A 25903-nucleotide genomic window follows, 5' to 3' on the forward strand; every position below is an offset into this window, starting at 1 on the left:
AAATTATTTTATTCATAAATTTAGAGAGAAACGTCAAAACGTCTCATAAATATTTCTAAAGCCAAAAATTTTTCAAACATATACCCCCTTTTACCTTTATGATAATTCTTTTTAATTTTGCGGACATTAAATATATCTCCCGTTCTAGGGTTGTCGAAAATCTCTTCGATTTTATTATTATCTAGTAAACTCTTGTATCTATTTTCGGGGCTAGGCCATCCAAGCTTTATTTTGCGCCAAACTATATCATCCGGTAAACGGCCTTGCATATACTCACGCAATGGATATTTTGTATATCCATCCTTTATCTTTAGTCTCGGTGAAATATTAACTGCATTTTCGATATACTTGTAGTCAATGAACGGAACTCTGCTTTCCATTGAAAAAGCCATATAAAATCGATCATCAATATGTAGAATCGTCGGCAAAGTTGTTTTCCTAATCTCCTTATAATGAAGATCTTTAAGGCTTTCCACTTTCAAAGCATCAAAAAAACCCTTCTTTGAAACCATATTAAATACTTGCGATATTCTAATTCCAGTGAGTGCCCTTACGATGCAATATGCTTGTCTAATAAAACTTGACGAGAAATATATATAGTAAATAAGCGTTTTCCAAAAGCCATAGCCACTATTGTCTTTGATATAACAAAACTCTCTAATAAACTTTCCTACTCCATCTTTTTTCAAGACATCTCTCAGATACGGTCCATAGTACATGGTATAGCCAAACATCAACTCATCCGAGCCTTGTCCATTCATCAGTACTTTTATTTTTCTTTTACCTACTTCTTTTAGTGTTAAGAATGGTCCTAGGCAGCTAAATCCAATTAGTTCTTCTAAATGCCATATCATGTCTGAGAAGTTTCCATAAATATCTTCTTCCTCTGGGAAAATATTCTCATGGATAGTCTTGCAATAACCGCTGACCATGTTAGCATAGTATGACTCATCGATTTCTGTTTGATCTTTATAGCAAGTTGTGAAGGTCCTTAATCTGTTTTGACCGAATAATGATTGATAATAATCAGATACAGCCATAACAATCAATGAGCTATCAACGCCTCCAGAAAGGAGGGCTCCAATCGGAACATCGCTTCTAGTTCTAACTTGAATAGCATAAGATAATGTGCTCTCAAAATCCAATTGATCATATTCCATAAGCAACTTATCTTTTATTTCAATATCCCAATATCTGTATTTCTGCATTACAATCTCATTATCGGCACACTTTACCACAAGGTTACAGCCTGCAGATAACGGCTTCACACCTAAGATTAGAGTTTCGTCATAATAATCATAAATGTTTAGAATCATTTGGGATAATGCATTCTTTTTGTTCAACTTTCTGGGAACCGAATCTATACTGCAAAGCTGCTTTATTTCTGAAGAAAAAGTAAAACATTCTTTATCTGCATAATAATAAAATGGTTTTGCTCCCAAACGATCTCTGGAACAAAAAAGCTCTCTGGTCTGATAATCGAATATAGCAAATGCCCACATGCCATCAAATTTCTTTACACAGTCACTCCCCCAATAATCATATGCCGCCAGAATAACCTCTGTATCAGATTCAGTTTCAAATCTATAGCCTTTTTCTAATAATTCTTGTTTTACTTCAACATAATTATAAATTTCTCCATTAAAGGTTAACGTATACCTATTATCCTTGTATTCCTTAGTCATAGGTTGATGACCTTTATTAGTCAAATCTATGATACTAAGTCTTCTATGTCCAAGTCCGCAAAAAAAAGGCTTATCATCATCAGAAATATCTGAAAGGCCGTATAATCCACTTACAGTGTCGTTTCCTTTATAATCCATTTTCTTATTAGAGAAATCAATAAGAGTATATCCCTCATCATCCGGGCCTCGATGTTTTGCAGCATTATTCATTTTCTCTAAATCAATTGAGCTTAGTTTTCTATTAAGCTGAACACACCCACAAATTCCACACATGGTTGTTATTGCTCCCTCCGGTACTGTAAAAAACTCCTTAATAGGCTGTTAAAATATATATCAAAACACTTTAATATGGTTGACAATAGTTTTCATGCATTATCGGTATAATTCCGTAATGCGTGATCTGCTAGTCCTTACTTCAATCAAATCAATATACAGTATCTCATAAACCGCATCAACAAATCTATCGCACATATCTTAGCGGAACACAACAAGCGAACATGTCGAAGCTCGTTATTTCATTCCTAAAGAATCACGATTCCCCGACCAAAACAAAAGTAATATTCTCATCTTTTAGCAAGCCTGATAGCTTGATTATCCATTCACCGCCTTTGCGCTCACTCATAATATTAGGCGCCAGTGCCAAAATGACTTTGTTTTCGTTTGAAATTCCCAGTTCCTGCCGCAGCAAATTAGCATCTACATACCGAAAAATACTAGTATTAATTCCGTTGTGTATGACACGCATTTCTACGTTTTTAAGGAATGACATCCCTACTCTGTCTCTTAACCACTTCGAAGGCGTCACTATACTAAAATTCAAATCTTTTAGAGTATCTTTTTTCTCCTGAAGCATTTTGGCTGTTTGATCCAACCACAGGCTTTTGGGATACTCTTTGACCGCTGGACAGTTGCCACATTTGTCCATAAATCCATTGCATTCGTATGCATATCCGCACTTGCCAGTGTACATATATTCACAATGGAATGTCCAAATAACAGGAATATCTTTCTCTTTTATGTAGCTTAGGAGCATTTTGGTATTCACGAAATACGCATGAAGCTCGTGAATGTGAATAATGTCCGGTTTATAATTCTCAATGAAATTAATAAGTCTTAGCGTAGAAAAATACGAGAAACATCCGTTATATCCTGTTATTCTGGAAAGACCTGCGTGCAGATATGTCTCTGCATCTATTCCAAATTTATAGATATTCTCCTCTATAATCTTAGGTCCTCTGCCATAGCACACAGCGGCCTCTCGACCGTCTGCTCTAATATTCTTATACAAGTCATAGACTATTTTCCCAGTAGAAGAGTTTTTACAATTTACATCTATTAGAAGCACTCTTTCTTTTCTTCCATTTTTGTCATACTCTTCCATGTACCTGCGTGCCATTGTGGCACTTGAATATTCATTCTGAGCCTGATTTGCAAGATCTGGATACCTGCTATTTAGTTTTTCTTTAATCTTTCCCTTTAACCCTTCCAAGTCCCCATATGGTACAAAGTCACTTTCTGATATGAGAGATGTTTCTTTGGTTCCACCTGTATCAAATCCCACAACCGGAGTCCCACAACATTGTGCTTCTACGCATGTTGTCGGAAAGTTTTCACTCTTGGAACAGATTACAAACACATCTGCCATAGAATAGTACTGGGCGAGAAGGGATTGATCGGTGGTTTTAGGGAGGAGGATTGCGTTGGAGGGAATGTTGAAATTCTTATCCACGATTTATATCATCCTTAAAAATGCTATTGGTTGAAATACGGCTTATTACCTCGGCTAAACCGTATGTTTCAAGTATCCTATTAGCTTCATTGAAAACTCTTTGTTTATTATTGTCTGATAGTTTTACATAATCTCGTCTTAGTTCTTGAGTTTTTTCAGATAGTTTTAACATAAAACGGCCGTATTCATGTTGTTCGTTTAAGTCATTCACTGTTTGTTTCTTATATAACATCTATTTGTGGAATGTAAATAAAGCCTAATTGAAGCATGTTTTGCTAAATCCTTTATATATTAACATAAAAATGTTGGCACGGAAAACCACACCAACATTTAGCGCATATACAATTTCGTACGATTCATCTGGATCTGTATTTAAAATTGGATGCAACAAATAACCTTTCCAGTATTTTCAAGAATCGTGTCCTCTTGCTTGACTATAGTTCATATCTCAATCTGTCTTATTTTATTACATCATTAGTCATAGCTTGCCTTAGCACTTCTAACTCCCTGTTCTTTTTATCAAGTACCTCTAATAACTCATTTTTCTTTGCTACCGTATTGTCGTATTGTATCTTAATATTCTCAGGTAGCATCAACCCTTGCTTGTTGTATTTATTATCAATATCGTCAACTATTTTTTGACGTCGTTCTATACGTTTTTGAATTTTATCTATTGTTTCCTCTGTCCTAGCTAGTTTTTCAGTTAGAGAAACACTTCTGCTTTTTAATACTTTTTTATTCTTCTTATCCGATCTTTCAAGGTTGATAACTTCATTAATTGCACTCTTTTCAATCTGATTCTCGTTTTGTTGATTATATATGCTAATAAAACCATCCATAGAGTACATATGAAAACACTGCCCAGTTACTGTCATAAATTCTTTCCTAAGTTCAATTCTAGGTCCTATTGTTCTCCCCTTTACAATATTCCACCAATCCTCCTTTTGATCATTAGTCACATATACTATCCCAACCTTTTTTTCCTTTGCATATTTTAGTATTTGTTTCCAAATAACCAAATCCCCAAATGCGTTGTTATCGCTATGTTGACTCTTCTTTTTTTCGTCTTTGTATCCTGGCGGAATGGAGTCTTCATATCTTTTTTCACCTTCCTCCTTAATCTTATTAAGTTCATCAACACTTATTTTCTCTCCAACCCTTCCCTCAAAAATGTCTAACACTTTATTGAGGATTTCATCATCTTCAGAATTTGTAACCAACAGATTTCTATCCTTATTACTATCAAGCCATTTATACAAATATCTGTTCAATTCAGAAATCTCATCATCATTAGAAGACATACGTAGAGTACTAATGGCGTTTTCTGTAAAAGAGGTTATTTCTTTTTTAAATTGATCATATCTATGAACAGTTTCATAAATCACATCACATCGTTCTGACATATATTCATACGCTACTTGGTATGGAATCCATATCCGATCTTTAAAAGTTGCCAAAGCTTCCAACAAAGAATTTCTTGTTTTTGCAGAATATCTATATAAATTCAATAGAACATTCGTATCAAAAACAAATACAGCATTGTTCCATAATTCTTGTTTTTCTTTATTCGTTGGTTCTAGATACTCTACAATCGCACTTCTCATCAACAACCTCACGCATATATAGCCAACAATTCTAATTCTAAAAAATCCTCTTCCACTTCAATACATTCAAAATCTTGTTTTCGTTCAGAAGCTATTTGTTTTCTTATTGCTCTATTTAGCCCCAAAAAGTCCTTATATATATCAAACACAGGTAATGGCCTGTCTTTATAATGTTTTCTTGATTCTAACTTTGCAATAATGGTTACTTCTTTTCCCTCATAATCTTCCAATTCGTTGTAATCTACTAGCAAATTATCAGGTATTGCTTTCCCTATTCCCAGCCAATAATCACAAATACTACCCATTTCACAAAACAAAGGAATCGTCATCTTAGAATTTTTAATTACTGTTTCCAATAGCTTTCTTTCTTCACTATCATCAATTTGCGTTTCACCAAGAAGTAATGATTTGTACTCATTGACCAAATGAATCATATCAAATCTTTCTGGAATATACATTTCAGCAGTGAAACGCAAAATCGAAGAAACACGGATGTCTTTAACTGATAAATCATTATTATTATCAACATAATCAACATAGTCATCACTTTGCTTAAGCAACTCTTCAAACCCCTTGCACTCTAACAAATAATTCACTTCTCTATTATAGTCTGCTATTTCTTCAGTTATGTTCGATTCAATCATTTTTCCACAAATAAGCGCTGAGTATTGATCAATCTTTTTTTTATTAAAGTATACCAAACTATTAAACATTTAAATAATCCTTTCCTCTAAAAAAGTAACGTAAGCAACAATAAATGCATGTAGGTTCTTCTGTCATCCATACAATTATTTACTCACGTCATGTAAATTTTATTTGTTACCTCGAAAAACAAGCTTATCTCCTTCAACTGAAACAAACAGCTCATAATCTACTGTGACCTTTCTTTTTAAAATATTATTAACCTCGTTAATAAAATCTTGAGCAACAGAAACAATAGCCTTATAATAACTATTAACTTCCTCAATACTATGATCGTAAAAAACTATATCTTTGTTGTCCAAATCCACATCCATTTGATGTACAATTACATTTCTTGTATGGAATGCTTCCTTAAGAGCTTTCTCTCATTCTTTATTAATAAGTCTACTTGTACTAATATTGAAATGACTTGCAACCTTAAACAGTTGCTCGGCACTTTGCAGACTGTCAAACGATAACTCTTCTTTCAAAACTCTTATTAATTCTCTCCTACTATTATTTCATATCTTCTATCAATATTAGAACATCAAATCAATTCATCATATATCCCCGTCCGCACAAGCTCATGCTCTCTCGGTGCCGTAATCAACACTGCTCTCAATCTTCCATAGAATACAAACACGCTTCCACCTGCTGCCGCATGGGCATGACCTTCAATGAGGACTTTCTTAATATCCCGGATGTCACCCGCACCACCTATGGCTGTAACTGGGATGTCTACAGAGTCTGCAATGGAACGAACAAGTTCTATGTCGTAGCCTTGCATCATACCATCGTTATCAATGGAGTTGATGATAATCTCACCACCGCCAAGTTTAAGAGCTTTTTTTGCTAAGTCTACAGGATTCTGGCCTGTTTTTCTTGTGCCGTCTTCAACGTAAGCCTCGTAGCCCGAGGTAGTTCTTTTAGCATCTATAGAAACTACTATACTCTGGCTTCCAAATAGAGCTGCTGCCTCTTTGATAAGATCCGGATTATCTACAAGAGCGGTATTGATAACAACCTTCTCATAACCAATCGCAAAGAGTTTTCTGATTTGATCAATGTTAGCGATTCCTCCACCGTAGCTAAGGGGCATGAAGGCTTCACTGGCGATATCCGCCAAAAGCTCAAAGTCGGGTTCTTTGTGATTCTTGGTTGCACCTATATCAAGGATTGAGAGTTCGTCTACGCCTTTGATATTGAATATCTTAACTGCGTTAACTGGATCTCCAAGGTACGTTCTCTCGCCAAATTGTTTTGTTTTTATTAGGTCCCTGTAATCTATGAGAAGAACAGGGATTATTCTTGGCCTATTGTACATGGTTATTTCTCACATTTTTACAAAGTTTTCGAGGAGGTTCATACCGAAGCTATGACTCTTTTCAGGGTGAAACTGAACGCCCATAATATTGTCTTTTACCACTGCGGCAGCAAATTCATAGCCGTAGTCACAGGTCATCATGACATTATCAAGAGATTCGCATACTGCATGATATGAATGAACGAAGTAATAACGCTGTCTATGGTCAAAGAGATTGTGAGTAAGCGGGATGTCTTTTTTAATATCCACTATATCCCAACCCATATGGGGAACTTTGAGGTTCTGGTCCTGCACCTGAAAGCGATTGCTTTCGAATGGTATTAAGCCAAGCCCCTCTAGCTGACCTTCTTCACTTCTCTTCCCCAATAGCTGCATTCCCAGACAAATACCGAGAATTGGCTTTTTATCCATGTTTGCTACATTCTTTATGTACTGCGCAAGTCCGGTTTCATTAAGTTTACTCATACCGGCATCGAAGGCACCAACACCCGGAAGGATTAGCTTATTACACTTATCCAGTTCAGATATATCGGAGGATATTATTGCCTTTTCTCCGATGATCTTTAACATGTTTTTTATAGAACCTAGATTTCCCAGGCCATAGTCAATAATTCCTATCATATATGTACCAGTATCAATTTTATACGCGCATATTTCTACGCTCCAAGCCAAGCATTTTACTGACCGCAACTCCGAGACGTATCATCCACATTGAATTTTTATAGTCTGCCGGTGTCTTCTTGGGGCCTTCTATTATTGTATCAAACTCCTCTGTGGATATCCCAAGTTTCTTGGCAACATATTCTTTATCCTGAATCATGAGCTCCGGATCATATGGAGGCTGTTCCAGGATCTTAATCGCCTCTTCCCTTGTTCTTGTACCTGCAAGGATCTCATTGGATAGTACATTCTTGCGAGTGTCAAACCCAAACTTATGAGGAAGATAGTACCCTTCAAAAAACCTGGTGAATACATTCTCGTAATGCTTATTCTCGTACTTATTCCAACCATATTTCTCATGCAAAAGCTGCTCAGCTTCCGGCTTATTATAGATGACATGGTCCAGCGGATATACTCTGTGCATTTTTTTGAAATATCTGTAATATATCTTATACTTGAGCAATCCACAGGTTGGATAGGTTTTAAGCTCTCTTTTCCCAAACTTCTTATGGATATTCATGGCCATTTTAAGATCATTCATGTAAATCCACTCTACCGGAGGACGAATGAATTCAGTGGCATTATTAGATCCGGTGAGGACATAGTGGATATCGTGCTTCACAGCATAGTTATACAGAGCTGAGAATATCGCGTGATCCTGTGGAAAGTCCTGGGAAGATATGCCTGATTTAAAGAATGAAAGCTGAAGGTCAGCCATCTCCTTCCAGTTAATTACTTCGGTCCACATATCAAGATCAAGACCTTTGACTATCTTCTCAATATTGTCTACCGCAACATTAAGATTCCAGCCAGTATCTACAACAAAAGCCAGTGGCCTTAGCCCCATGACTTCTTTTGCTATATACGCCAGGTAGGAACTGTCAGCTCCGCCTGAAAGTCCCAAAATGCAATCATATTCGCTGTGTTTTCCGGCTTTCTTTATTGTTTCTGCCAACTGCATAAGCTCCTCCATACGATTTTCCTTAGGTTTCCAGTATGGAGCTATGTTCTTATCAAAGTTACGGCAGTGATCACAGACTCCATTTTCGTCAAAAGTTATCTTGGAGTCTGTCGTATCCATTACGCAGCGTGTACAGCGCTGATAGGGACGGATATGTGTTGCTGGTTCGTTGTTGGTTTGCATTATCTTATTTCCTGATTCGCTTTTCTATTCCAAGAAGCTCATATAGTCTGATTCCCATATTATAGATATGCTGCTGGTTTCTGAACTTAGTCCGACATTTGGGAAGGTCGTAGAGTCTCTGCAACTCCTCTTCCGTGATTTCAAGCCTCTTTGCCACCTCTGTAAATAACTCTTTTGCCTCGTCATCAGTGATTGGCGGTTTCTCGAGAATAGCAAGTGCTTCATCTCTTGTCATCTGGCCTGTTACAACAAGACTAGAAAGCTGAGCTCTGCGGATATCGTGACCAAACTTAGTTGGAGACCAGTAACCTTCCAGGAACTTTGTTATGAGATCTTCGAAGTGTTTCTGTCCATAAGGCTGATAGCCATATTCTTTTGCAAGAGTATCTATCATTTCCTGTCTGGTAATAGGCACAAGGTTAAGCGGCTTTATTGTCTTAACTCCGAGAACATAGGGAATCCAAAATTTGTGCTTGAAACCATTTGTGAATGTATAATGCTTGATAGGAATGTCACAATACTTACGTATAACGTCTTTCATGAAGGTACCATCGCCGGTTGGTCCAGATCCTTCAGCCCATGATTCAGGATCTGCTATTATTTCAGTCGCAATATTGTAACCATTGAGGATGTACTTAACTCCCAGTTTTCTTGAATATTTATCTATAATTGCAATAAAGGCGTGATCTTGAGGAGCATCCAACATTTCCAGCCCTGTCTTGAACCAAGCAAGCTGCATCTGACGCATTTCTTCCCAGTCCATTTTCTCTACGTGGAGCTCTACACCAAGTTTATCTGCTAGCTTCTTGATATTGTCTTCAGCAACAGGAAGATTCCAGCCTGCATTAATGTGGAACACAAATGGTCGTAAGCCCCACTCTTTTACAGCAAGATGAAGCATATAGGAGCTATCAAGGCCACCACTAAGGCCAAGAATACAATCATACTTGTTATTTTTACCACTCTCTTTGATAGCTTTGATAAGATCTTGCAACTCTTGTTCATGGCCTTTGCCATAATTCCACTCTGGAAGGATTCTTTTTTTGTATTCGTTGCAGCGCATGCACACGCCATTTTCATCGAATGTGATGTCTGGGTCTGATGTGTCCATGACACAATTGGTGCATATCTGGTATTCTCTTGATTGAGGTAATATTTTTTGTGACATGTAATTAATTTACTCCGATTCTATTAAGATGGTTGAATTTGCCACCACATCTCTGACAACTAATTTAGGTATCATGAAAATTTGTAGTACTCCTTGACTCTCATCACAACTTCATCCAGATCCTCATCTGTGAGCTTGTAGTACATAGGGAGCCTAAGGAGCTTCTCACTCTCCTTGGTGGTGTACTTATCCTCTCCCCTGAACTCGCTGTAGATAAGCCCCGCCTTAGCAGAATGGAGCGGTACATAATGAGAAGCCGGAAGGATGTCATTGCTAAGGAGGTACTCTATAAGACCCTTTCTTTCCTCAAAGTCCTTACATTTTATGTAGAACATGTGGGCATTGTGAACACACTCTTTTGGCACATAGGGCAGTTCAATAAGACCTTTCTCCTGAAGAGGGTGCAGTGCCTCGTAGTATCTGTTGTAGTGATTTAATCTGTCGGCATTGATTTCATCTGCCATCTGCAGCTGAGCATAGAGGTAAGCTGCGTTCATGTCACTTGGAAGATAGGATGAACCGGGCATGATCCAACTGTACTTATCAACCTTGCCGAGCTTATAAAGGGTTCTGTTTGTTCCCTTTTCTCTGACGATTATAGCGTTATCAACATAAGTCTCATCGCGAAGAAGAAGCGCTCCGCCCTCACCCATGCTGTAATTCTTGGTCTCGTGGAAGCTGTAGTTACCGAAATCTCCGATGGCACCGAGTGCCTTGCCCTTGTAGGTTGCCATAACGCCCTGGGCAGCATCCTCGATAACAAAGAGATTGTGTCTCTTGGCGATATCCATGATGGTATCCATCTCACAACCGACTCCTGCGTAGTGCACAGGAACGATGGCTCTTGTCTTGGAGGTGATTGCCTGCTCGATTTTTGTTTCATCAATGTTCATGGTGTCAGGTCTGATATCAACAAAGATAACCTTGGCACCTCTTAAGACAAAGGCATTGGCAGTTGAAACAAAGGTGTAGGAAGGCATGATGACTTCATCACCCTCTTTGATATCTGCAAGGATCGCTGCCATCTCGGTAGCGTGAGTGCAGGAGGTTGTAAGAAGAGCCTTTGTAACTCCCGTCTTTTTCTCGATCCACTCGTTATCTTTTGCTGTGTAGGGGCCATCTCCGCAGATCTTCTGGTTCTCCACACACTCTTTTATATAATCAAACTCTTTTCCCGTATAAGGGGGAACATTGAAACTTATTCTCATTGTGGTTCCTTTTTTGATAAAAATTTCTTACAAAGTGATAGGGTATAGATAGTTTAAGGCGATGCTTCGCATCGCCTTATTATACAATGTATTGGTGAGAGGGGCAAATTCATTGATATATATTAGCCTTATGAGTTAGCCAAATATACATCTCATAACTGTTTAATCATTATAATATATTTACCAAGCAGTATTTGTCAGACAGCTTATTCACCAATGTCTTCATTGCAACATCTGCATCATGACCAAACTTATCTCTTTCTTCCAATCTTGGTTTTTTAAGATACTTGTAAACATTCCAATCAAAATATACATATTTCTTCATATAATCTTATACCCCATCATAGCATACTCTCATTTATTGAAGCGTGCAGAGAATATAGATTATCTATAGCGATACCTGCCTTTATTTAGAAATCTTTAGTTTTGTATTGCCCTAATTCCTCGTCGAATATATTTCGATAGTCTAACCTAAAAATTTTGTTCTTTTAATTATTCTGCTAAAGACCTTTTAGTTTGTCCCTAGGGTGTGCGGACGAAGTCTTGAACCGTCACCCCTTTTATGTTATTTAGAAAAAATCTACAACAATATACATATCTTCTTAACAATTTAATGAAAAATATCTCTTTCCAGCTCTTTATATACCTCCATATCCGGAGTAATTAACTTTGACAAGGTGTCTCTCATTATCATATCACCACTATTTCCGCAGCCAGTAATTCCAAGTGCCTTTTTCCCTTTCGTGCAGATATCGTTCGCGGCGGATTTAAAATCATCTGTTGGATTGCCCCGATTAACGCTATCTTCCAATGCCTGTTGCTTAATAAGAAGGAGTTCCGCTTCTTTCTCTGGCTTCCCAACACTAACACACCACTTTTTCAACACTTCATCATCTAAAAGAAACGCCTCGATATGCCTACGAGATAGTACCCTCACGCCTTCCTGACCTAAATCACATATTTCTTCTTGACTTCTATCATCTCTATCAACAATTTTAATTTTCCTCGATTCAGGGGATATTCTACCTACAAAATCTATAATTTGCTGCTCTTTTCCAAGACTCTCACAGTCTCCTAAAGAGTAAAATATTGTTCTTGAATACTTCTTTGCAAAAATATTAGTATAGCATCTCGCATCAAAATCCTTGCGTTTCTTTCCTTGTGTAGTTCCCTCGCAGAACACAATTGTTTCAGGTGAAATAAACGAAGCATAATCATCCAATGCGATTTCAAGCATTTTATTCCATAAAACAGAATCACACTCTGATGGCGTAATATTTACTGAATCATCGAAATCATATCCATCAAAATTCAAGAAAACAACCTCTCCAGAATGCAACTCCGAAAGTCGCTTGGCTTCCTTCATCATTCCAAAAGAATGGGTAGCAATCCAAAGTTGAGAAGTATCTGACACAAGTTCAAACAGTATTGAAAGCAATTTCGCTTGTAAACTAGTATGTATATGCGTTTCTGGTTCATCAATGCAATAAACGGTATTTTTGTAATATTGATTTTTGATAACAAAATCTAAAAGTAAGTCAAAAGCAGCTTTCTCCCCACCAGAAAGCTTTTCATATCCATACCTTCTAGTAGATCCTTTATCAAAATAAAAATCTGCCTTTTCAGTAACAAGACCAAGCTCGGTTAACAATAAATCCGGAAACAGCTCATGTAATGGTTCTCTAATTTTACTAATCAATTCATCGCGTAATGAAACCACTAACTTATCATTATTCTTTTCATCAAAAAACTCAACCAATGTAGCAGATATCAATCGTTGATAATTGTCATCTACAGACGCATCATTCTGAATCATCATTTTGTTATCTGCTCTATATAGCGGTGATGGTATGGTCTTTAAAGCTGTTATAGAAACATTAGGGGAATTTCTGTAAGCTGTACGAAAATAAAAGGACTCCTTGAATTGATCCTGGGTAAACTTTCTAATATCATCATAAAAATCAATGTCTACAAGATTATATCCTTGTCGCTGATCGTTTCTATCCTTTTTGCAATAGTCGTTATCTGCTCCATTGTTATAACCTTTAAAAAGATGCCAAGCCTTAAATGAATCAAACAAAGAACTTTTCCCACACCCATTTGGTCCAATTAGAGCCACCAGCTTTGCAGTTTCTGGTATTCCTTCTATGGTCAAGTCCGTAAAGCGCTTAAATTGATCAAGATGAATACGTTTAATTTTCATTTTAGTCTTGTCTCCCCATTTAGGATTACAATTGTCCAAGCACCATTGTAAAGTAACGCTATGTTCCATAAACTCTATGTATCATAAATCTACTTAATTAGAATATGTTGAAACATCAATTTCTATAAGCTCATAGAACTTGCGACATTTTCAAACATGAGTAAGTCTTATGAATCAAAATCAAAGTAAATCACCAGCTAAAGTGTAATTAAGAAATAGTTGTAATTGCATCTCCTAAGCATTTATAGAAGACTTCTCATACATGATAAGATCTGAATTCACAACCATGTATGTTCATTACCAATCTACATGACTGGCCCTTAAAAATCCATACCTTAGTGAATATCAACCTGCTCATAAAATGTATCAGGATGATTCTTATCAAAAGCTTCATTTGCCCACATAACAGTGACAAGATTCTCAGTATCAGAGAGGTTGATGATGTTATGTGTGTATCCAGGAATCATCTGAACACCGCGCATCTGCTCGCCGGTGACTTCAAACTCGATTACCGGATATTCTTTTCCGGTCTCGGGATCAATTCCAATTCTACGTTCCTGAATAAGAGCATGGCCGCTTACAACTATAAAGATCTCCCATTTAGAGTTGTGCCAGTGTTCACCTCTTGTAATGCCCGGCTTGGCAACGTTAATGCTGACCTGACCACAACTTGCAGTCCTTATGAGTTCAGTAAAGTTTCCACGATTATCAACATGACCATTAAAGCTGTATATCATCTTCTCCGGAGGAAGATATGAAAGATATGTGCTATAGAGTTTTTTGGTAAATGAGCCGTTCGGAATCTCCGGCATTACAAGAGTTTCAGGCATTTTTTTGAAAGATTGAAGTGTATTAACAATCTCACCAAGAGTTATTCTGTACACGGTTGGAACATGACAGTACCGGCCGGTACTGTCCTTGGAAGATACAATCTGTCCATTCTCATCATAGTCACAATGATGCTCCTTGCCTTCAAGTGCATCCAGCATCTCACTAACAAGGTCATCTATATAGCAGAGCTCAAGCTCTGTAGACGGGTCATTGACAGTATACGGAAGATCATTGGCCACAGCATTACAAAACGTCGCTACAGCAGAGTTGTAATTTGGTCTGCACCACTTACCAAAAAGATTTGGGAAGCGATATACAAGAACTTTAGCTCCCGTCTCTTTTGCATAATCAAAGAAAAGTTCTTCTCCTGCAAGCTTACTCTTACCATACTCAGAGCCCTCAAAGCGACCTTTTAAGGTTGCCTGAACAGAGCTGGATAACATAACTGGACACTTATTACCTGCTTTTTTTAGCTCATTTAAGAGTTTCTCAGCAAAGCCAAAATTCCCTTCCATGAACTCTTTGTTATCCTTTGGCCTGTTGACTCCTGCCAAATTGAAAACAAAGTCACATTTTTCGCAAGCATTGCGCAGTTCTTCATCGGAAGAGCCAATATCATATCCAAATATTTCAGTTATACGAAGGTTAGGCCTGGTCTGATTCTTGCCATCTCTTATTTCATATAGATTCCAGACAAGATTTCTTCCGACAAAACCATTACTTCCGGTTACAAGGATTCTCATAAAACAATCCTCCGCTTATTATGCTTTTTTTAATTCCTCAAGCTGCTCTTTTACATAATCCGTGGTAAGTATCTTCTTGACAGTGCCATCTACATCAAGTCTGTTGGTGTTATGTGATGTATAGCTCTCATCAGCCTGAGTCTCCACCTGGCCATTGATGAAGTACTTGTCGTAGTTAAGATCTCTATTGTCTGCAGCAACTCGGAAATACTGGCCCATATCCTCGCTGCGAAGTCTCTCCTCCTTGGTCATAAGGGTCTCATAGAGTTTCTCGCCATGTCTGGTACCTATTATCCTAGTCCCGGTATCGCCAAAGAGCTGCTGGACAGCCTTGGCAAGATCTCCTATAGTGCTGGCGTCAGCCTTCTGAATGAACAGGTCTCCGGGATTAGCATGTTCAAAGGCAAACTTAACAAGATCCACAGCTTCATCCAGATTCATAAGGAATCTAGTCATGTCAGGATTTGTGATGGTAATAGGCTGTCCGCTCTTGATCTGATCGATGAACAGAGGAATCACAGAGCCTCTTGAACACATAACATTGCCATATCTGGTACAGCAGATTACTGTCTCTCCTCTTTCTGCTGCCACCCTGGCATTGGCTTTTACTACGTGCTCCATCATGGCTTTACTTGTACCCATAGCATTTATTGGATATGCAGCCTTATCTGTTGAAAGGCATACAACGCGCTTTACACCGTTCTCAATAGCAGCATGAAGCACATTATTAGTTCCCTCAACGTTAGTTTGAACAGCCTCCATAGGGAAGAACTCGCAAGATGGAACCTGCTTTAGCGCAGCTGCGTGGAAAATATAATCAACGCCAGGCATAGCATCCTTGACCGCCTGAGGGTCTCTAACATTTCCAATATAGAACTTTACTTTCTTCGCATGATTAGGATGTAACAACTGAAGCTCATGTCTCATATCATCCTGCTTCTTCTCATCTCTTGAAAATATACGTATCTGTCCTATATCAGTCTCCAGAAAATGTTTAAGTACTGTATTACCAAAGGAACCTGTTCCCCCAGTGATCAGTAGCGTTGCTCCGCTAAACTCACTCATTTCAAAATCCTCCAAATCTAAGCATTACTCTTTTCGCCAGACCATACGATTAACAACTCCAGTATAGCTCTGGATTATCTTTACAACCTTGTCAGAAACGTTCTCATCCATATAGTCAGGAGTTGGAACGCCAAGGTCTTTATTGTCATTCATTGCTGTAGCCACCTCAACTGCCTGTAGAAGTGACTTGGTATCTATTCCTGCCAGAATAAAATTAGCCTTATCGAGAGCTTCAGGGCGTTCTGTAGAAGTTCTTATGCAAACTGCTGCCAATGGCTTACCTATTGATAGATAGAAGCTGCTCTCCTCAGGTAGTGTTCCACTATCAGACACAACGCAGAATGCATTCATCTGAAGATGGTTGTAGTCATGGAATCCTAATGGCTCATGCTGAATAACTCGTTTATCCAGCTTGAACCCACTATCCTCAAGACGCTTTTTACTCCTAGGATGGCATGAATAGAGGATAGGCATATCGTATTTCTCTGCCATCTCATTTATTGCAGTGAAGAGAGATGTGAAATTCTTCTCCGTATCGATATTCTCTTCTCTATGAGCTGAAAGCAGAATATATCGTCCCTTTTCAAGTCCAAGTCTATCTAGTATATCACTCTTCTCAATGCTATCCAAATTTGCTCGAAGAACTTCTGCCATGGGCGATCCTGTGACATAAGTTCTCTCTTTTGGCAGTCCACACTCTGCAAGATATCTTCTAGCATGCTCCGAGTATGCCATGTTAACATCTGAGATTATATCCACTATCCTTCTGTTCGTCTCCTCGGGAAGGCATTCATCCTTACATCTGTTTCCTGCTTCCATATGGAAGATTGGGATATGGAGTCTCTTTGCTCCAATGACTGATAGGCAGCTATTGGTATCACCAAGGACCAGTACTGCGTCAGGCTTAATCTCTACCATAAGGTTATAGGAAGCTGATATTATATTGCCCATGGTATCACCAAGTGTATCTCCTACTGCATCCATATAAACTTCAGGCTCATCGAGATTCAAGTCCTTAAAGAATACTCCGTTCAGATTGTAATCATAGTTCTGGCCTGTGTGGGCAAGTATCACATCGAAATACTTACGGCATTTCTTAATTACTTCTGAAAGCCGTATTATCTCGGGTCTTGTTCCAACTATTATAAGTAATTTTAGCTTTCCATTGTCTTTAAACTTATGCATTTATTATTTCTCCCGATTTAAATAACGTTCAAACTCGTCCATGAGTTTTTGTTTTTTGAAGTTGGCTTCGAAATACTCTCTGGAGTTTACTCCTAAGTTATGACGTTCCTCTTTAGACATAGCTGATATATCCTGTATTGTTTCTGCAAGAGATTTTGCTTCACCAATCGGAACACATCTTCCACAATTTGCCTCTTCTATTATACGCTTTGTCTCTCCACTTGCGGAAGCAATTATAGGCATACCACAAGCCATATAGGATTGGAGCTTAGCAGGAATTGTCCACGTAAATAATTCAGTATCCATAAATGAGATATATGCTGCATCACATAGTGCCAAAATGTCGGGAATTAGTTCCGGGGACTGTCTATCAATCATGATGAACATGTCTTCTACACCTGACTGATGGATTTCCTCCATGAGTTTGCTTTTATATCTACCATCCCCAACAATGACGTACCTGATATTTTTTATTTCTTTTAATAACATGGCAGCTTGAGGCAGTATCTGAAGGCCTTGAGCATATCCAATATTTCCAGTAAAAGCCACCTTAAATGTCTGATCGTTCTGCAGTTCTCCAATGGCTTTCGTATCTGTGGCCAGTTCCTTTTGGATGTTAAGATTAGCTGTTTTCTTATCGACGACACTATAAAACTCTTCTGCATATTGTGGCCAGTAATGGACCTTGATTTCAGGCACAGATTTTTTCCTGCCTGTTACTGCTTTTACAAAACTCGGACTAGTAACAAATATCTCATCACAGGCTGCATATATTTTGTCGACCATCCTATCAATAGGACCGATTATCAATCTATTCTTAATTCCAGTAACAATCTCTACATTTTCAGGCCATAAATCCTGAACATAAAGATAAAGGGGTACTTTATGCTTTTTAGCATACCTTACCCCTATTTTACACTGTGTCATAGGTGATGTTTCAAACATAAAGACGTAATCGGCTTTGATCTTCGCAAAGATATTCCAAAAGAATCCTGATATAGGAAATGAAAAGTAATTCAGCACCATTCCTATAGGCGTATGCCCTCTTGGTATCAGCGGAATTCTAATGATTTTGACACCATTCCAGGTTTCTTTTCGTTTTTTGAACAGACCATAGCCTTCGTAAAAGCGTCCTTGAGGGTAATTAGGGATACCTGTCAGTACAGTAACATCATACCCACGTTTTATCCATTCACAACAAATATCATTTATTCTGAACTGTTCCGGATGAAAGTACTGACAGATAACAAGGATTTTACTCATGCATCTCCTTCTGCCTTTCTTCTGAAAAGCCCTCAGTACTATCTTTCTGAACCAGTATCTTTACAGTCTCAAACAAAATCTGAAGATCCAAAAGTAATGAGTAATTGGTTATGTAATAGATGTCCATTTTAAGCTTACTAAGAGGACTTGTGTTATATTTCCCGAACACCTGTGCAACACCTGTAAGTCCCCCTTTTACCTTTAGTCTAAAGGTAAACTCCGGGATATCTTTTGTGTATTTCTCAACATGTTCTACACGCTCAGGTCTGGGACCAACGATAGACATATCACCCTTAATAATATTGATAAGCTGTGGTAGTTCATCTATTCTTGTCGGACGAATTATGTGTCCCACCTTAGTTATTCTGTCATCAGCTTCTCCTGCAGGGTGTGGTCTTCCATCTTTTTCAGCATCCACTATCATAGATCTGAACTTAAGGATACTGAATACCTTGCCCCCTACGGTTACCCTATCTTGTCTGAAGAACACAGGGCCGCCGTCTTCCAGCTTTATAGCAAGCGCTGTTATGAGCAAAATAGGACTAGTAACGATCAATCCCAGAAGCGAAAAGATAATATCAAAAGCTCTTTTCACAAAAAGCTGATGGAAACTTAATCCATTGTTTCTGCAAAGATAGAGCGGTGTATCGAAGAGATTTATATTCTCTGAATTCTTGCCTATTATGTCTGATATCTTGGGTGTAAGGTAAACTCTTTTACCAATGCGGAAGCATTCCTTGAGAATATCATTCTTGAGTTCTGATGGAATGTCATTAAGAAGAACAGCTTCGTAGTCATCCAGTATTGGTATGATATTATCTACACCCTTTGCTATGCTTATGGACTTAACGATATGATATTTATCAGGTCTGCCATCCATGAAACTGATAGCTTCATGAGTATTTTCTCCATATATTTCCAGTATCTGTTGCGGTTTAAATAATTTCCTGTATAAATCAACTAACGGAAGTGTTAGAAGACATAATACTAATGACTGCACTATTGCCAGGAGAAGATATCTCCATAGAAAGTTAGGGAAATAGCGGAACTGTCCTGTAATGGCACAAGAGACAAATAATTCAATGAAATCCACAGAAAATAGAGCCATAGTCTGGGATGCCAAAAGATTAGCCTTTCTATCTACACCAATAGTAAAGGCTTTAAGATTCTTGCCAATAAAATAGTATAGAATTACATAAATACCAGTAGCCATAAAAAGGTTGCCGATACCAAGAAGGGAACCGGTATTATTGTGGACTGATACAAATCTGTACCACACAAAGAAAAACATGGCCGTTGCTATCAAGCATAAAGCGGCCATGCATAGCCATCTATATATATATCTATTTTGAATCCTGACTTTATTCATTGTTGTTCCAATCTGATAAAGTTATTACAAAAATTATACTATAAATCTCTCCCTGTTCAATAGCAACGTCTACGTACACATCATCTTTCCAATCTGTATGGTCTATCTGACCATACATTGTAAGTTACCTGATCTTCAAGAGCTCCGGTCTTAAGATTATATACTGCTATATTGATTCCAGGCTCATTTCTTGAACATTCCTGTCCATTTATTATCACCGAAGAGTAATATGTATTATTCCAAGTGCTGCATGACAGATCAATGCGAACGCTGTCACAGTCACACTGAAACTCCAGATTGTGAGTGTCACTGTCCTCATATACTCTATCTCTGGTTATTATTGCATAAGCACAACTATCGTCTTTGGCAGAAACAAAACTATCCAGCCCAATATCTTTTAGCACGCTCGCTGATGCCTCGTCCAACCTAGCAGGAGCTCCATCCATAGTGCTAAGCACTATCACACGATCTTCCAAATCCTCAGATATTTTGCTCATGTATTCTGCAAACGTTCCTTTAATTAGATTCAGCTCTCCGTGCCAATCCATCAGCTTACTTTCAACTTTTGTTTTATCATAGTACATATAAAGCTCAATATACATATCATCGTAATCATAACCGCTAAGATTAAGATTTGCTGTATATGTGCCAAGGTCATCTCCATCAAAATCAAACATTATCGGGTTTTTGTAATGTTTTTTGTCCCATATGACACCTCTCAGCGATGTACCTGCAACAGAGTCTTTATTGAACGCATCAAGATTTGACGCAGTGATTGTCACCTCATTTCCCTGCATTTGTATATCAGTATTGACCCTTGCCTGATCTCTATCAACGTATGAAAGGTCAAAACATGCGCTATCCAACACTGTTTCTGTATTATAATCATATATTACTATATTGAGTCCATCGGCTCCCAAAGAGTACTCATCACCATTTAGAACAATACAGCTATGATCTTCAGAGCTCTCTAAATAAACCGGCAGTTCATTGCCTTCAAGAACTCCAAGATAATACAACAACTCCTCACTGGTTTCACAATAGGTACTGCTTACATCTTTTACACCATAGAAGTTGAGCTTTTCGCTCTTATACAACTTATCCGTCATGCCAAAGCTTCGAATAACATTAAGATCTGCTCCTGTTGCTGTTCCCGAGAAATCACCCTGAGATGACATCAGTACTGCTATATTGTTATAGCCTTTAAGAAGATCTGCATATATGGAAATACTATCATGTGCCTGCAGCGGAAGATATCCGGACAACTCACCTATCTTATATTCCTTATCACCTTTTGCGAGTATTGATATCGTTCCGGATTTATCCGGGAGTTTCTTAAGTGAAATATCGCATTCATAGCTTCTATCAGGTTGAAGTTTCAATGTAGTCTTTGATACTTCCTTCATATCCTGATCATAAGCTATCGCATAAACTTTTTTCACATTATCAATGTTGACAATGTTATCTGCTTTTATTCTGATTTTATCATTATCTTCGTCATAAGATATGACATTGACATCCGCATCCGGAAGCCAGCCATTCTGTCGCATGGTCTCTTCATCAATCTGGATTCCTGCCATTGAATCCATAAATGATGAGCCTTTTTTGAAATTAGCATTTATCTCAGCAAAGCCATATTTCTCCTCCAATGTCTGTTCACCGGAAAATAGATTAACTCCCAATCCCAAGTGTTGCCCATCTATCTCAGCACCGATGGCAGCTAAAGTAGTAGGGAACATATCCAGAGTAGAATACAGGATACTCTCTCCCGCTCTTTCTTTATCTACAGCAGAATTGAATATAACAGTATATGTTCTCCTATTATATCCATCAGGAATATCTCTGCAGAAATCCTCATTCATCGTTGTATGATCCCCACAGACCACTATCGTAGTATTGCTATAGAAATCCTGTTGCTGTATCCAATGGACAAAGTCTGTAACCTGACGACTGGAGCATGCCATAACGTTTGCATACTGATTATCACCGAATTCATTCTCACAAAGGTCGCATACATATCCTGTAGGAAAATGAGTATCTACCGTAAGCATAGTCAGATTAAAGGGTTCATCTCTGTTTGATAATTCCTTTAAATCAGCCTTGGCATTTTCAAAAAGTTTCTCATCCTCATATCCCCAAAAAACATAATAATCGGAGGGGATTATCCCATTATCCAGGGCATACGGATAATCATGGATAACATAATTTCCATGCCCCTCATAAAATCCTCTTCTTCCACCAAAACTTGCATCCGAACCTATAAGAAGCTCCTGATTATATCCCTCTCTTGCCAGAATATCTCCTATAGAAGTAAGCCCAGGGAAAAAGCTTTCCTGCTCAGACATCATGTTTTCGCCAATATTTATCTTAAGTGGTAAGCCTGTACTCTGGGCAAACATAGCTCCCATAGTCCATGTAGTTCCATAAGGTACCAATGCGCCATTTATCGTACTATCCGCCGAAAAGCATTCGCCCTCTCTGGCAAGCTCTGTTAATTCAGGAATGCACCCATTCTCAAATCCACCTCCATCCTCAACATCAGCGTAAGTGGTTTCCATCGATTCCAAATAAATATAAATAAGATTTCTCTTATGCTCCGGAAATGTAATCTGAGTGGTACCGGCATCAACATAGTTATCCTCAATGAATGTTGATTCATCACCCATATTCTTCAGATAATCGGTTACATCCAGTGTTCTCCAAAAAACCAGAGTACATATTCCGGCAAAAGCCAAAGAAGTTATCAGTGTGACAACCGGAATCTTTTCTTTTATCTTTATTGATTTAACACGGCTTAAAATAACCACACCGGCTGTTACTACTGCTGCCGGAGCAAAACACTTCAAAAAGAAGTTGGAAAGCATATCACTTCCAACTCCTCTCATTGGCGCTGTCAGCTCAAACACCAGCTCATCCATACTAAGTCTCGTCCAGGTAGTAAGACACCAAATAATGCTAAATCCTAAGAGAGTAAATATGAAGGTAAAAACAAATGTAATTATTTGTAAAAATTTCTTTTTCATCTTATTCAGTCGGAATCCTTGCAATTGAGTTTACGCCATACAAATAGGCAATTTCACTATTAAAACCAGCATTCGGGTCATTTTCTCCACAGAGATAAAAATTCATAAACCCAGGTAATGACTTAAAATCATCAGAAAACTGGAGTTCAATATCCTCCCCGGCATGATTGGGAAGATCTTCTATCATGCCACGTACTGTCGCATAATTTTCCTGATAGACACCTTCTTTAAGATTCTCACGATTAATATTAAAGCTGTGATCTACGAGCCTAAAATCTGTCAGGCAGCAAAACAGAAATACAGCCAATAATGATATAATCACCAACATCTTCTTTTCAGTATGAGTAAAGAATAGCTCAGATGTATAAGCCCCTAATGCAAGGGCAAATAAGCTGTATCCAAGCATAAATCCCATTATAATGACAAAAACGCATCTGTTTGGTGTCCAATATGAGGAATATCCGTACACCACAGGAAATACTATCACAAAAGGAAGAGGAAGTAGTAATGCTCCTGATATTAAGAGAGTTTTAAGTCTAGGAGCAAGCTCTTTCGCACAGACAATTCCGATAATGAATACAACCAGGAGAACAAGCGCAAAATTTCTGCGATTAATGAGCCATTCCAGATTATCGTAGAATCCCTTCCAGGAATTACCAAGTGCATTTATGATTCCACCGGCATTTTCTCCTTGCGCAACATCCTGCCTTTCATAGTTTCCCGGCGCTATAACAGTGATAATAGCACCTATAAAAGTCGCAATGAAAAGGGCTGCTAAATCCCATGAAATCTTATGAGATTCCAACCATCTGACAAAAATCCAGACAAGAAGCATCCAACATACTGCCCCTACAAGGGCTAAAGTTCCTCCTCCAACAAGGAACATAAGAAACAAGGAGAATCCAAATGTGATTCGCTTAGCCACAATACTAGAGATTGATTCTGATTTATCCCAAAGTATGATTGCCAACATAAAAATGGTCACAGGTATAGTGTAGGATGTAATACCGGAAAACCAGTAATATACTTCATAAAAAGGATCAAATGCTGTCATTCCATATATAACAGATGCAAGTACTACCATTCGTGGCATCATATCCTTTAGTCCAATTCTTCTTAACAATGTCAGGACAAATACACTAAATACGCCGAAGAAACAAACGCTGTTAGCCACCATGATGATCCTCAGCATTCTAAAGCCGCCCTGATTTGCCGGGCTAAGCAATGCCTGAATGAACATGCTGAAATAGTTACCCTGCCAGTGCATATATTTATCGGTCATGAACAGCCAGCAGCAATACAGGTATGAACTATGAACTTCATGGAATCTCTCAATAGTAGCCGCATGAATAAAGTCATCATCTATAAAGACAGAATATGCAGATGTGATTATTGTAGGTAATACCATGTATAGGACTGCAGCAATGCACAACGCAATGGTAAGTATATTCCGTATGCGCTTATTTCTCTGATTTAGTTCCACGTTGGATCCTCCTGCTGTCAATTACTGTACATAAAGCGCATGATGCGCAAGGAATAATGCTAAATACATAGATGAACACGTACTGACTGGTAATCTCCGATGCCAAGTGGAACAGAAATCCGCCTATAAGCATCAAAACGGGGAGTATACCCTCTTTTCTGAATCTGAGATTCTTAAATGAGATTATGCAGTATATACAAGCAAGTATATATATCAAGTCTACTAATGCGCTCATATATCTCTCTGAGAATATTGCCAGCCATCCACCATTAAATAAGCTGTGTGTAAAAGGATTATCAACCTTCTGCCCCAAGGCTTCCATAGGTCCACACCACAGCGACTGAAAATGCGGATCACACCAGGTTGTCCAAATCTTGACAGCAAAAAATGAGGCAGTTCGTGATGGATCCTCGCTCCAGTATTCCATGAGCTCAGCCATTTTTTCACTGGCCATTTCCTTAGTCTTTTCCTGATCAAAACCGGATTCCCTAAAGGTATCCATGTTGTAGCCATTGTACCAACCGCCGCGTCTTCCGGTTCCCTGCTCTTCAGGCATAAGGCCCATGACAATATTCAGAGAATACGGATGTCCACCATCAAAATTTATACCGGTGATCCATCTCCAAGTCTGAAGGAAGGAAGCATTAATAATGATCGGAATCAATACAACCAGAATACACGTCGCAAATCTCTTTATATCTGCTTTTCTTACAGCTTCGATAAATATAATTATTCCCACAGCAACTACTGCGATGATGCAATTAGGTTTAAAAATATATGCTATGCCCAGGCTGATGGCACAGAATAACCAGTTGAGTTTACCTATTTTCTTGAAATGTCTTGCTAAGAAATATCCTCCGAGATCAACGAAAAAGAGCCCAGGCACCCAACCATAAACAAAAAGAATAAAATAAAGAATAGGCAGGAAACCAAAGGATAAAAGGATGGCATATTTTGCTGTCTTCGCACCATAAAGAAGCTCTGTTGTCTTCCAGGTCACAAACATTACCGCTATTGTAAATATAAGGTTTCCAATAAAGAATATCTTTGTATTATTCCATATAGAAAGCAATCCCATCTCGTAAGTCAACATCCCAAGCTGATATGGGAAATATCTCATATAGAAACCATCCGTTAGCCCCTCGTAGTCATGTGCCATGAACTTAACAGCATGCTTGTATATCATATAAGCATCCGCACGTATGTCACCCGGCACAGTTGCAATAATAAATGCCCCAGCTGCAATATAGACCAATGATAATGCAATAAAGAGTTTAAGTGGAGTAACTTTATCGAGTACTTTGTTAATAAAAATCAACACAGCCAATAATGCAATTAGCAGTATGTAAAATACTATGCCATTCCTTATCAGCAGCATATACTCATTTCCATCGCTCTCAATATGTCCATGAATCAGAAAACTACTGGCAGATAAGAATCCCAGAATGACTATGGCAAATACCAGAATGATCCTATAGAAGACATTTGAAAGTTTAATATTTATCTTATTGGACTGATTGTCCATTATACTAATC

19 protein-coding genes are annotated in these 25903 nt (G+C 38.2%); all 19 read right to left on the bottom strand.

Annotated elements, in window-relative coordinates; translation table 11 throughout:
• Positions 1-20 precede the first annotated feature (20 nt).
• Complete coding sequence (gene asnB, locus G589_RS0117920; protein ID WP_026523074.1) at positions 21-1958, bottom strand: asparagine synthase (glutamine-hydrolyzing); 1938 nt, start codon at positions 1956-1958, stop codon at positions 21-23.
• A gap of 256 nt (positions 1959-2214) precedes the next feature.
• Complete coding sequence (locus G589_RS20665) at positions 2215-3414, bottom strand: glycosyltransferase (RefSeq protein ID WP_051192581.1); 1200 nt, start codon at positions 3412-3414, stop codon at positions 2215-2217.
• Between the two features lie 458 nt (positions 3415-3872).
• The gene (locus G589_RS0117935) at positions 3873-5018 is read right to left on the bottom strand and encodes a PIN domain-containing protein (protein ID WP_026523076.1); all 1146 of its coding nucleotides are present in this window, start codon (positions 5016-5018) and stop codon (positions 3873-3875) included.
• Between the two features lie 8 nt (positions 5019-5026).
• The gene (locus G589_RS0117940; RefSeq protein WP_026523077.1) at positions 5027-5731 is read right to left on the bottom strand and encodes a hypothetical protein; all 705 of its coding nucleotides are present in this window, start codon (positions 5729-5731) and stop codon (positions 5027-5029) included.
• A 99-nt stretch (positions 5732-5830) separates the two neighbouring features.
• On the bottom strand, positions 5831-6022 hold the full coding sequence (locus tag G589_RS0117945; RefSeq protein ID WP_155832586.1) for a hypothetical protein: 192 nt from the start codon (positions 6020-6022) through the stop codon (positions 5831-5833).
• Positions 6023-6246: 224 nt separating this feature from the next.
• Positions 6247-7023: an AglZ/HisF2 family acetamidino modification protein gene (locus G589_RS0117950; protein ID WP_026523079.1), complete on the bottom strand. Its 777-nt coding sequence runs from the start codon at positions 7021-7023 to the stop codon at positions 6247-6249.
• A gap of 9 nt (positions 7024-7032) precedes the next feature.
• Complete coding sequence (gene hisH, locus G589_RS0117955) at positions 7033-7644, bottom strand: imidazole glycerol phosphate synthase subunit HisH (RefSeq protein WP_026523080.1); 612 nt, start codon at positions 7642-7644, stop codon at positions 7033-7035.
• Between the two features lie 19 nt (positions 7645-7663).
• Complete coding sequence (locus G589_RS0117960) at positions 7664-8827, bottom strand: N-acetyl sugar amidotransferase (RefSeq protein ID WP_026523081.1); 1164 nt, start codon at positions 8825-8827, stop codon at positions 7664-7666.
• Positions 8828-8831: 4 nt separating this feature from the next.
• Positions 8832-9995 carry an N-acetyl sugar amidotransferase gene (locus G589_RS0117965; protein ID WP_051192583.1) on the bottom strand — a complete coding sequence of 388 codons (1164 nt, stop codon included), beginning with the start codon at positions 9993-9995 and terminating at the stop codon, positions 8832-8834.
• A 71-nt stretch (positions 9996-10066) separates the two neighbouring features.
• Positions 10067-11203: a dTDP-4-amino-4,6-dideoxygalactose transaminase gene (rffA, locus tag G589_RS0117970; RefSeq protein ID WP_026523083.1), complete on the bottom strand. Its 1137-nt coding sequence runs from the start codon at positions 11201-11203 to the stop codon at positions 10067-10069.
• A gap of 610 nt (positions 11204-11813) precedes the next feature.
• Positions 11814-13406, bottom strand: a complete 1593-nt coding sequence (locus G589_RS0117980) for an AAA family ATPase (RefSeq protein WP_026523084.1) — start codon at positions 13404-13406, stop codon at positions 11814-11816.
• 335 nt (positions 13407-13741) lie between these two features.
• The gene (locus G589_RS0117985) at positions 13742-14980 is read right to left on the bottom strand and encodes a polysaccharide biosynthesis C-terminal domain-containing protein (RefSeq protein WP_026523085.1); all 1239 of its coding nucleotides are present in this window, start codon (positions 14978-14980) and stop codon (positions 13742-13744) included.
• Positions 14981-14998: 18 nt separating this feature from the next.
• Complete coding sequence (locus G589_RS0117990; protein ID WP_026523086.1) at positions 14999-16045, bottom strand: polysaccharide biosynthesis protein; 1047 nt, start codon at positions 16043-16045, stop codon at positions 14999-15001.
• Positions 16046-16069: 24 nt separating this feature from the next.
• Entirely contained in the window at positions 16070-17230 is a 1161-nt protein-coding gene (gene wecB, locus G589_RS0117995; RefSeq protein ID WP_026523087.1) for a non-hydrolyzing UDP-N-acetylglucosamine 2-epimerase, read from the bottom strand.
• Between the two features lie 3 nt (positions 17231-17233).
• A complete protein-coding gene (locus G589_RS0118000; protein WP_026523088.1) occupies positions 17234-18493 on the bottom strand; it encodes a glycosyltransferase family 4 protein in 1260 nt (419 codons plus the stop codon).
• Positions 18486-19862 (bottom strand): sugar transferase, encoded by a 1377-nt coding sequence (locus tag G589_RS20670; RefSeq protein ID WP_035776617.1) that lies wholly within the window; start codon positions 19860-19862, stop codon positions 18486-18488. Before G589_RS20670 ends, G589_RS0118000 begins: the two co-directional genes overlap by 8 nt.
• Before the next feature lie 80 nt (positions 19863-19942).
• Positions 19943-22780, bottom strand: a complete 2838-nt coding sequence (locus G589_RS21525; RefSeq protein WP_051192584.1) for an LTA synthase family protein — start codon at positions 22778-22780, stop codon at positions 19943-19945.
• Between the two features lie 106 nt (positions 22781-22886).
• Positions 22887-24368 carry a DUF6056 family protein gene (locus tag G589_RS0118015; protein ID WP_026523089.1) on the bottom strand — a complete coding sequence of 494 codons (1482 nt, stop codon included), beginning with the start codon at positions 24366-24368 and terminating at the stop codon, positions 22887-22889.
• Complete coding sequence (locus G589_RS0118020) at positions 24346-25893, bottom strand: hypothetical protein (protein ID WP_026523090.1); 1548 nt, start codon at positions 25891-25893, stop codon at positions 24346-24348. Before G589_RS0118020 ends, G589_RS0118015 begins: the two co-directional genes overlap by 23 nt.
• Between the last annotated feature and the right edge of the window lie 10 nt (positions 25894-25903).

This window comes from Butyrivibrio sp. VCB2001 (assembly GCF_000423965.1).
GTDB lineage: Bacteria > Bacillota > Clostridia > Lachnospirales > Lachnospiraceae > Butyrivibrio.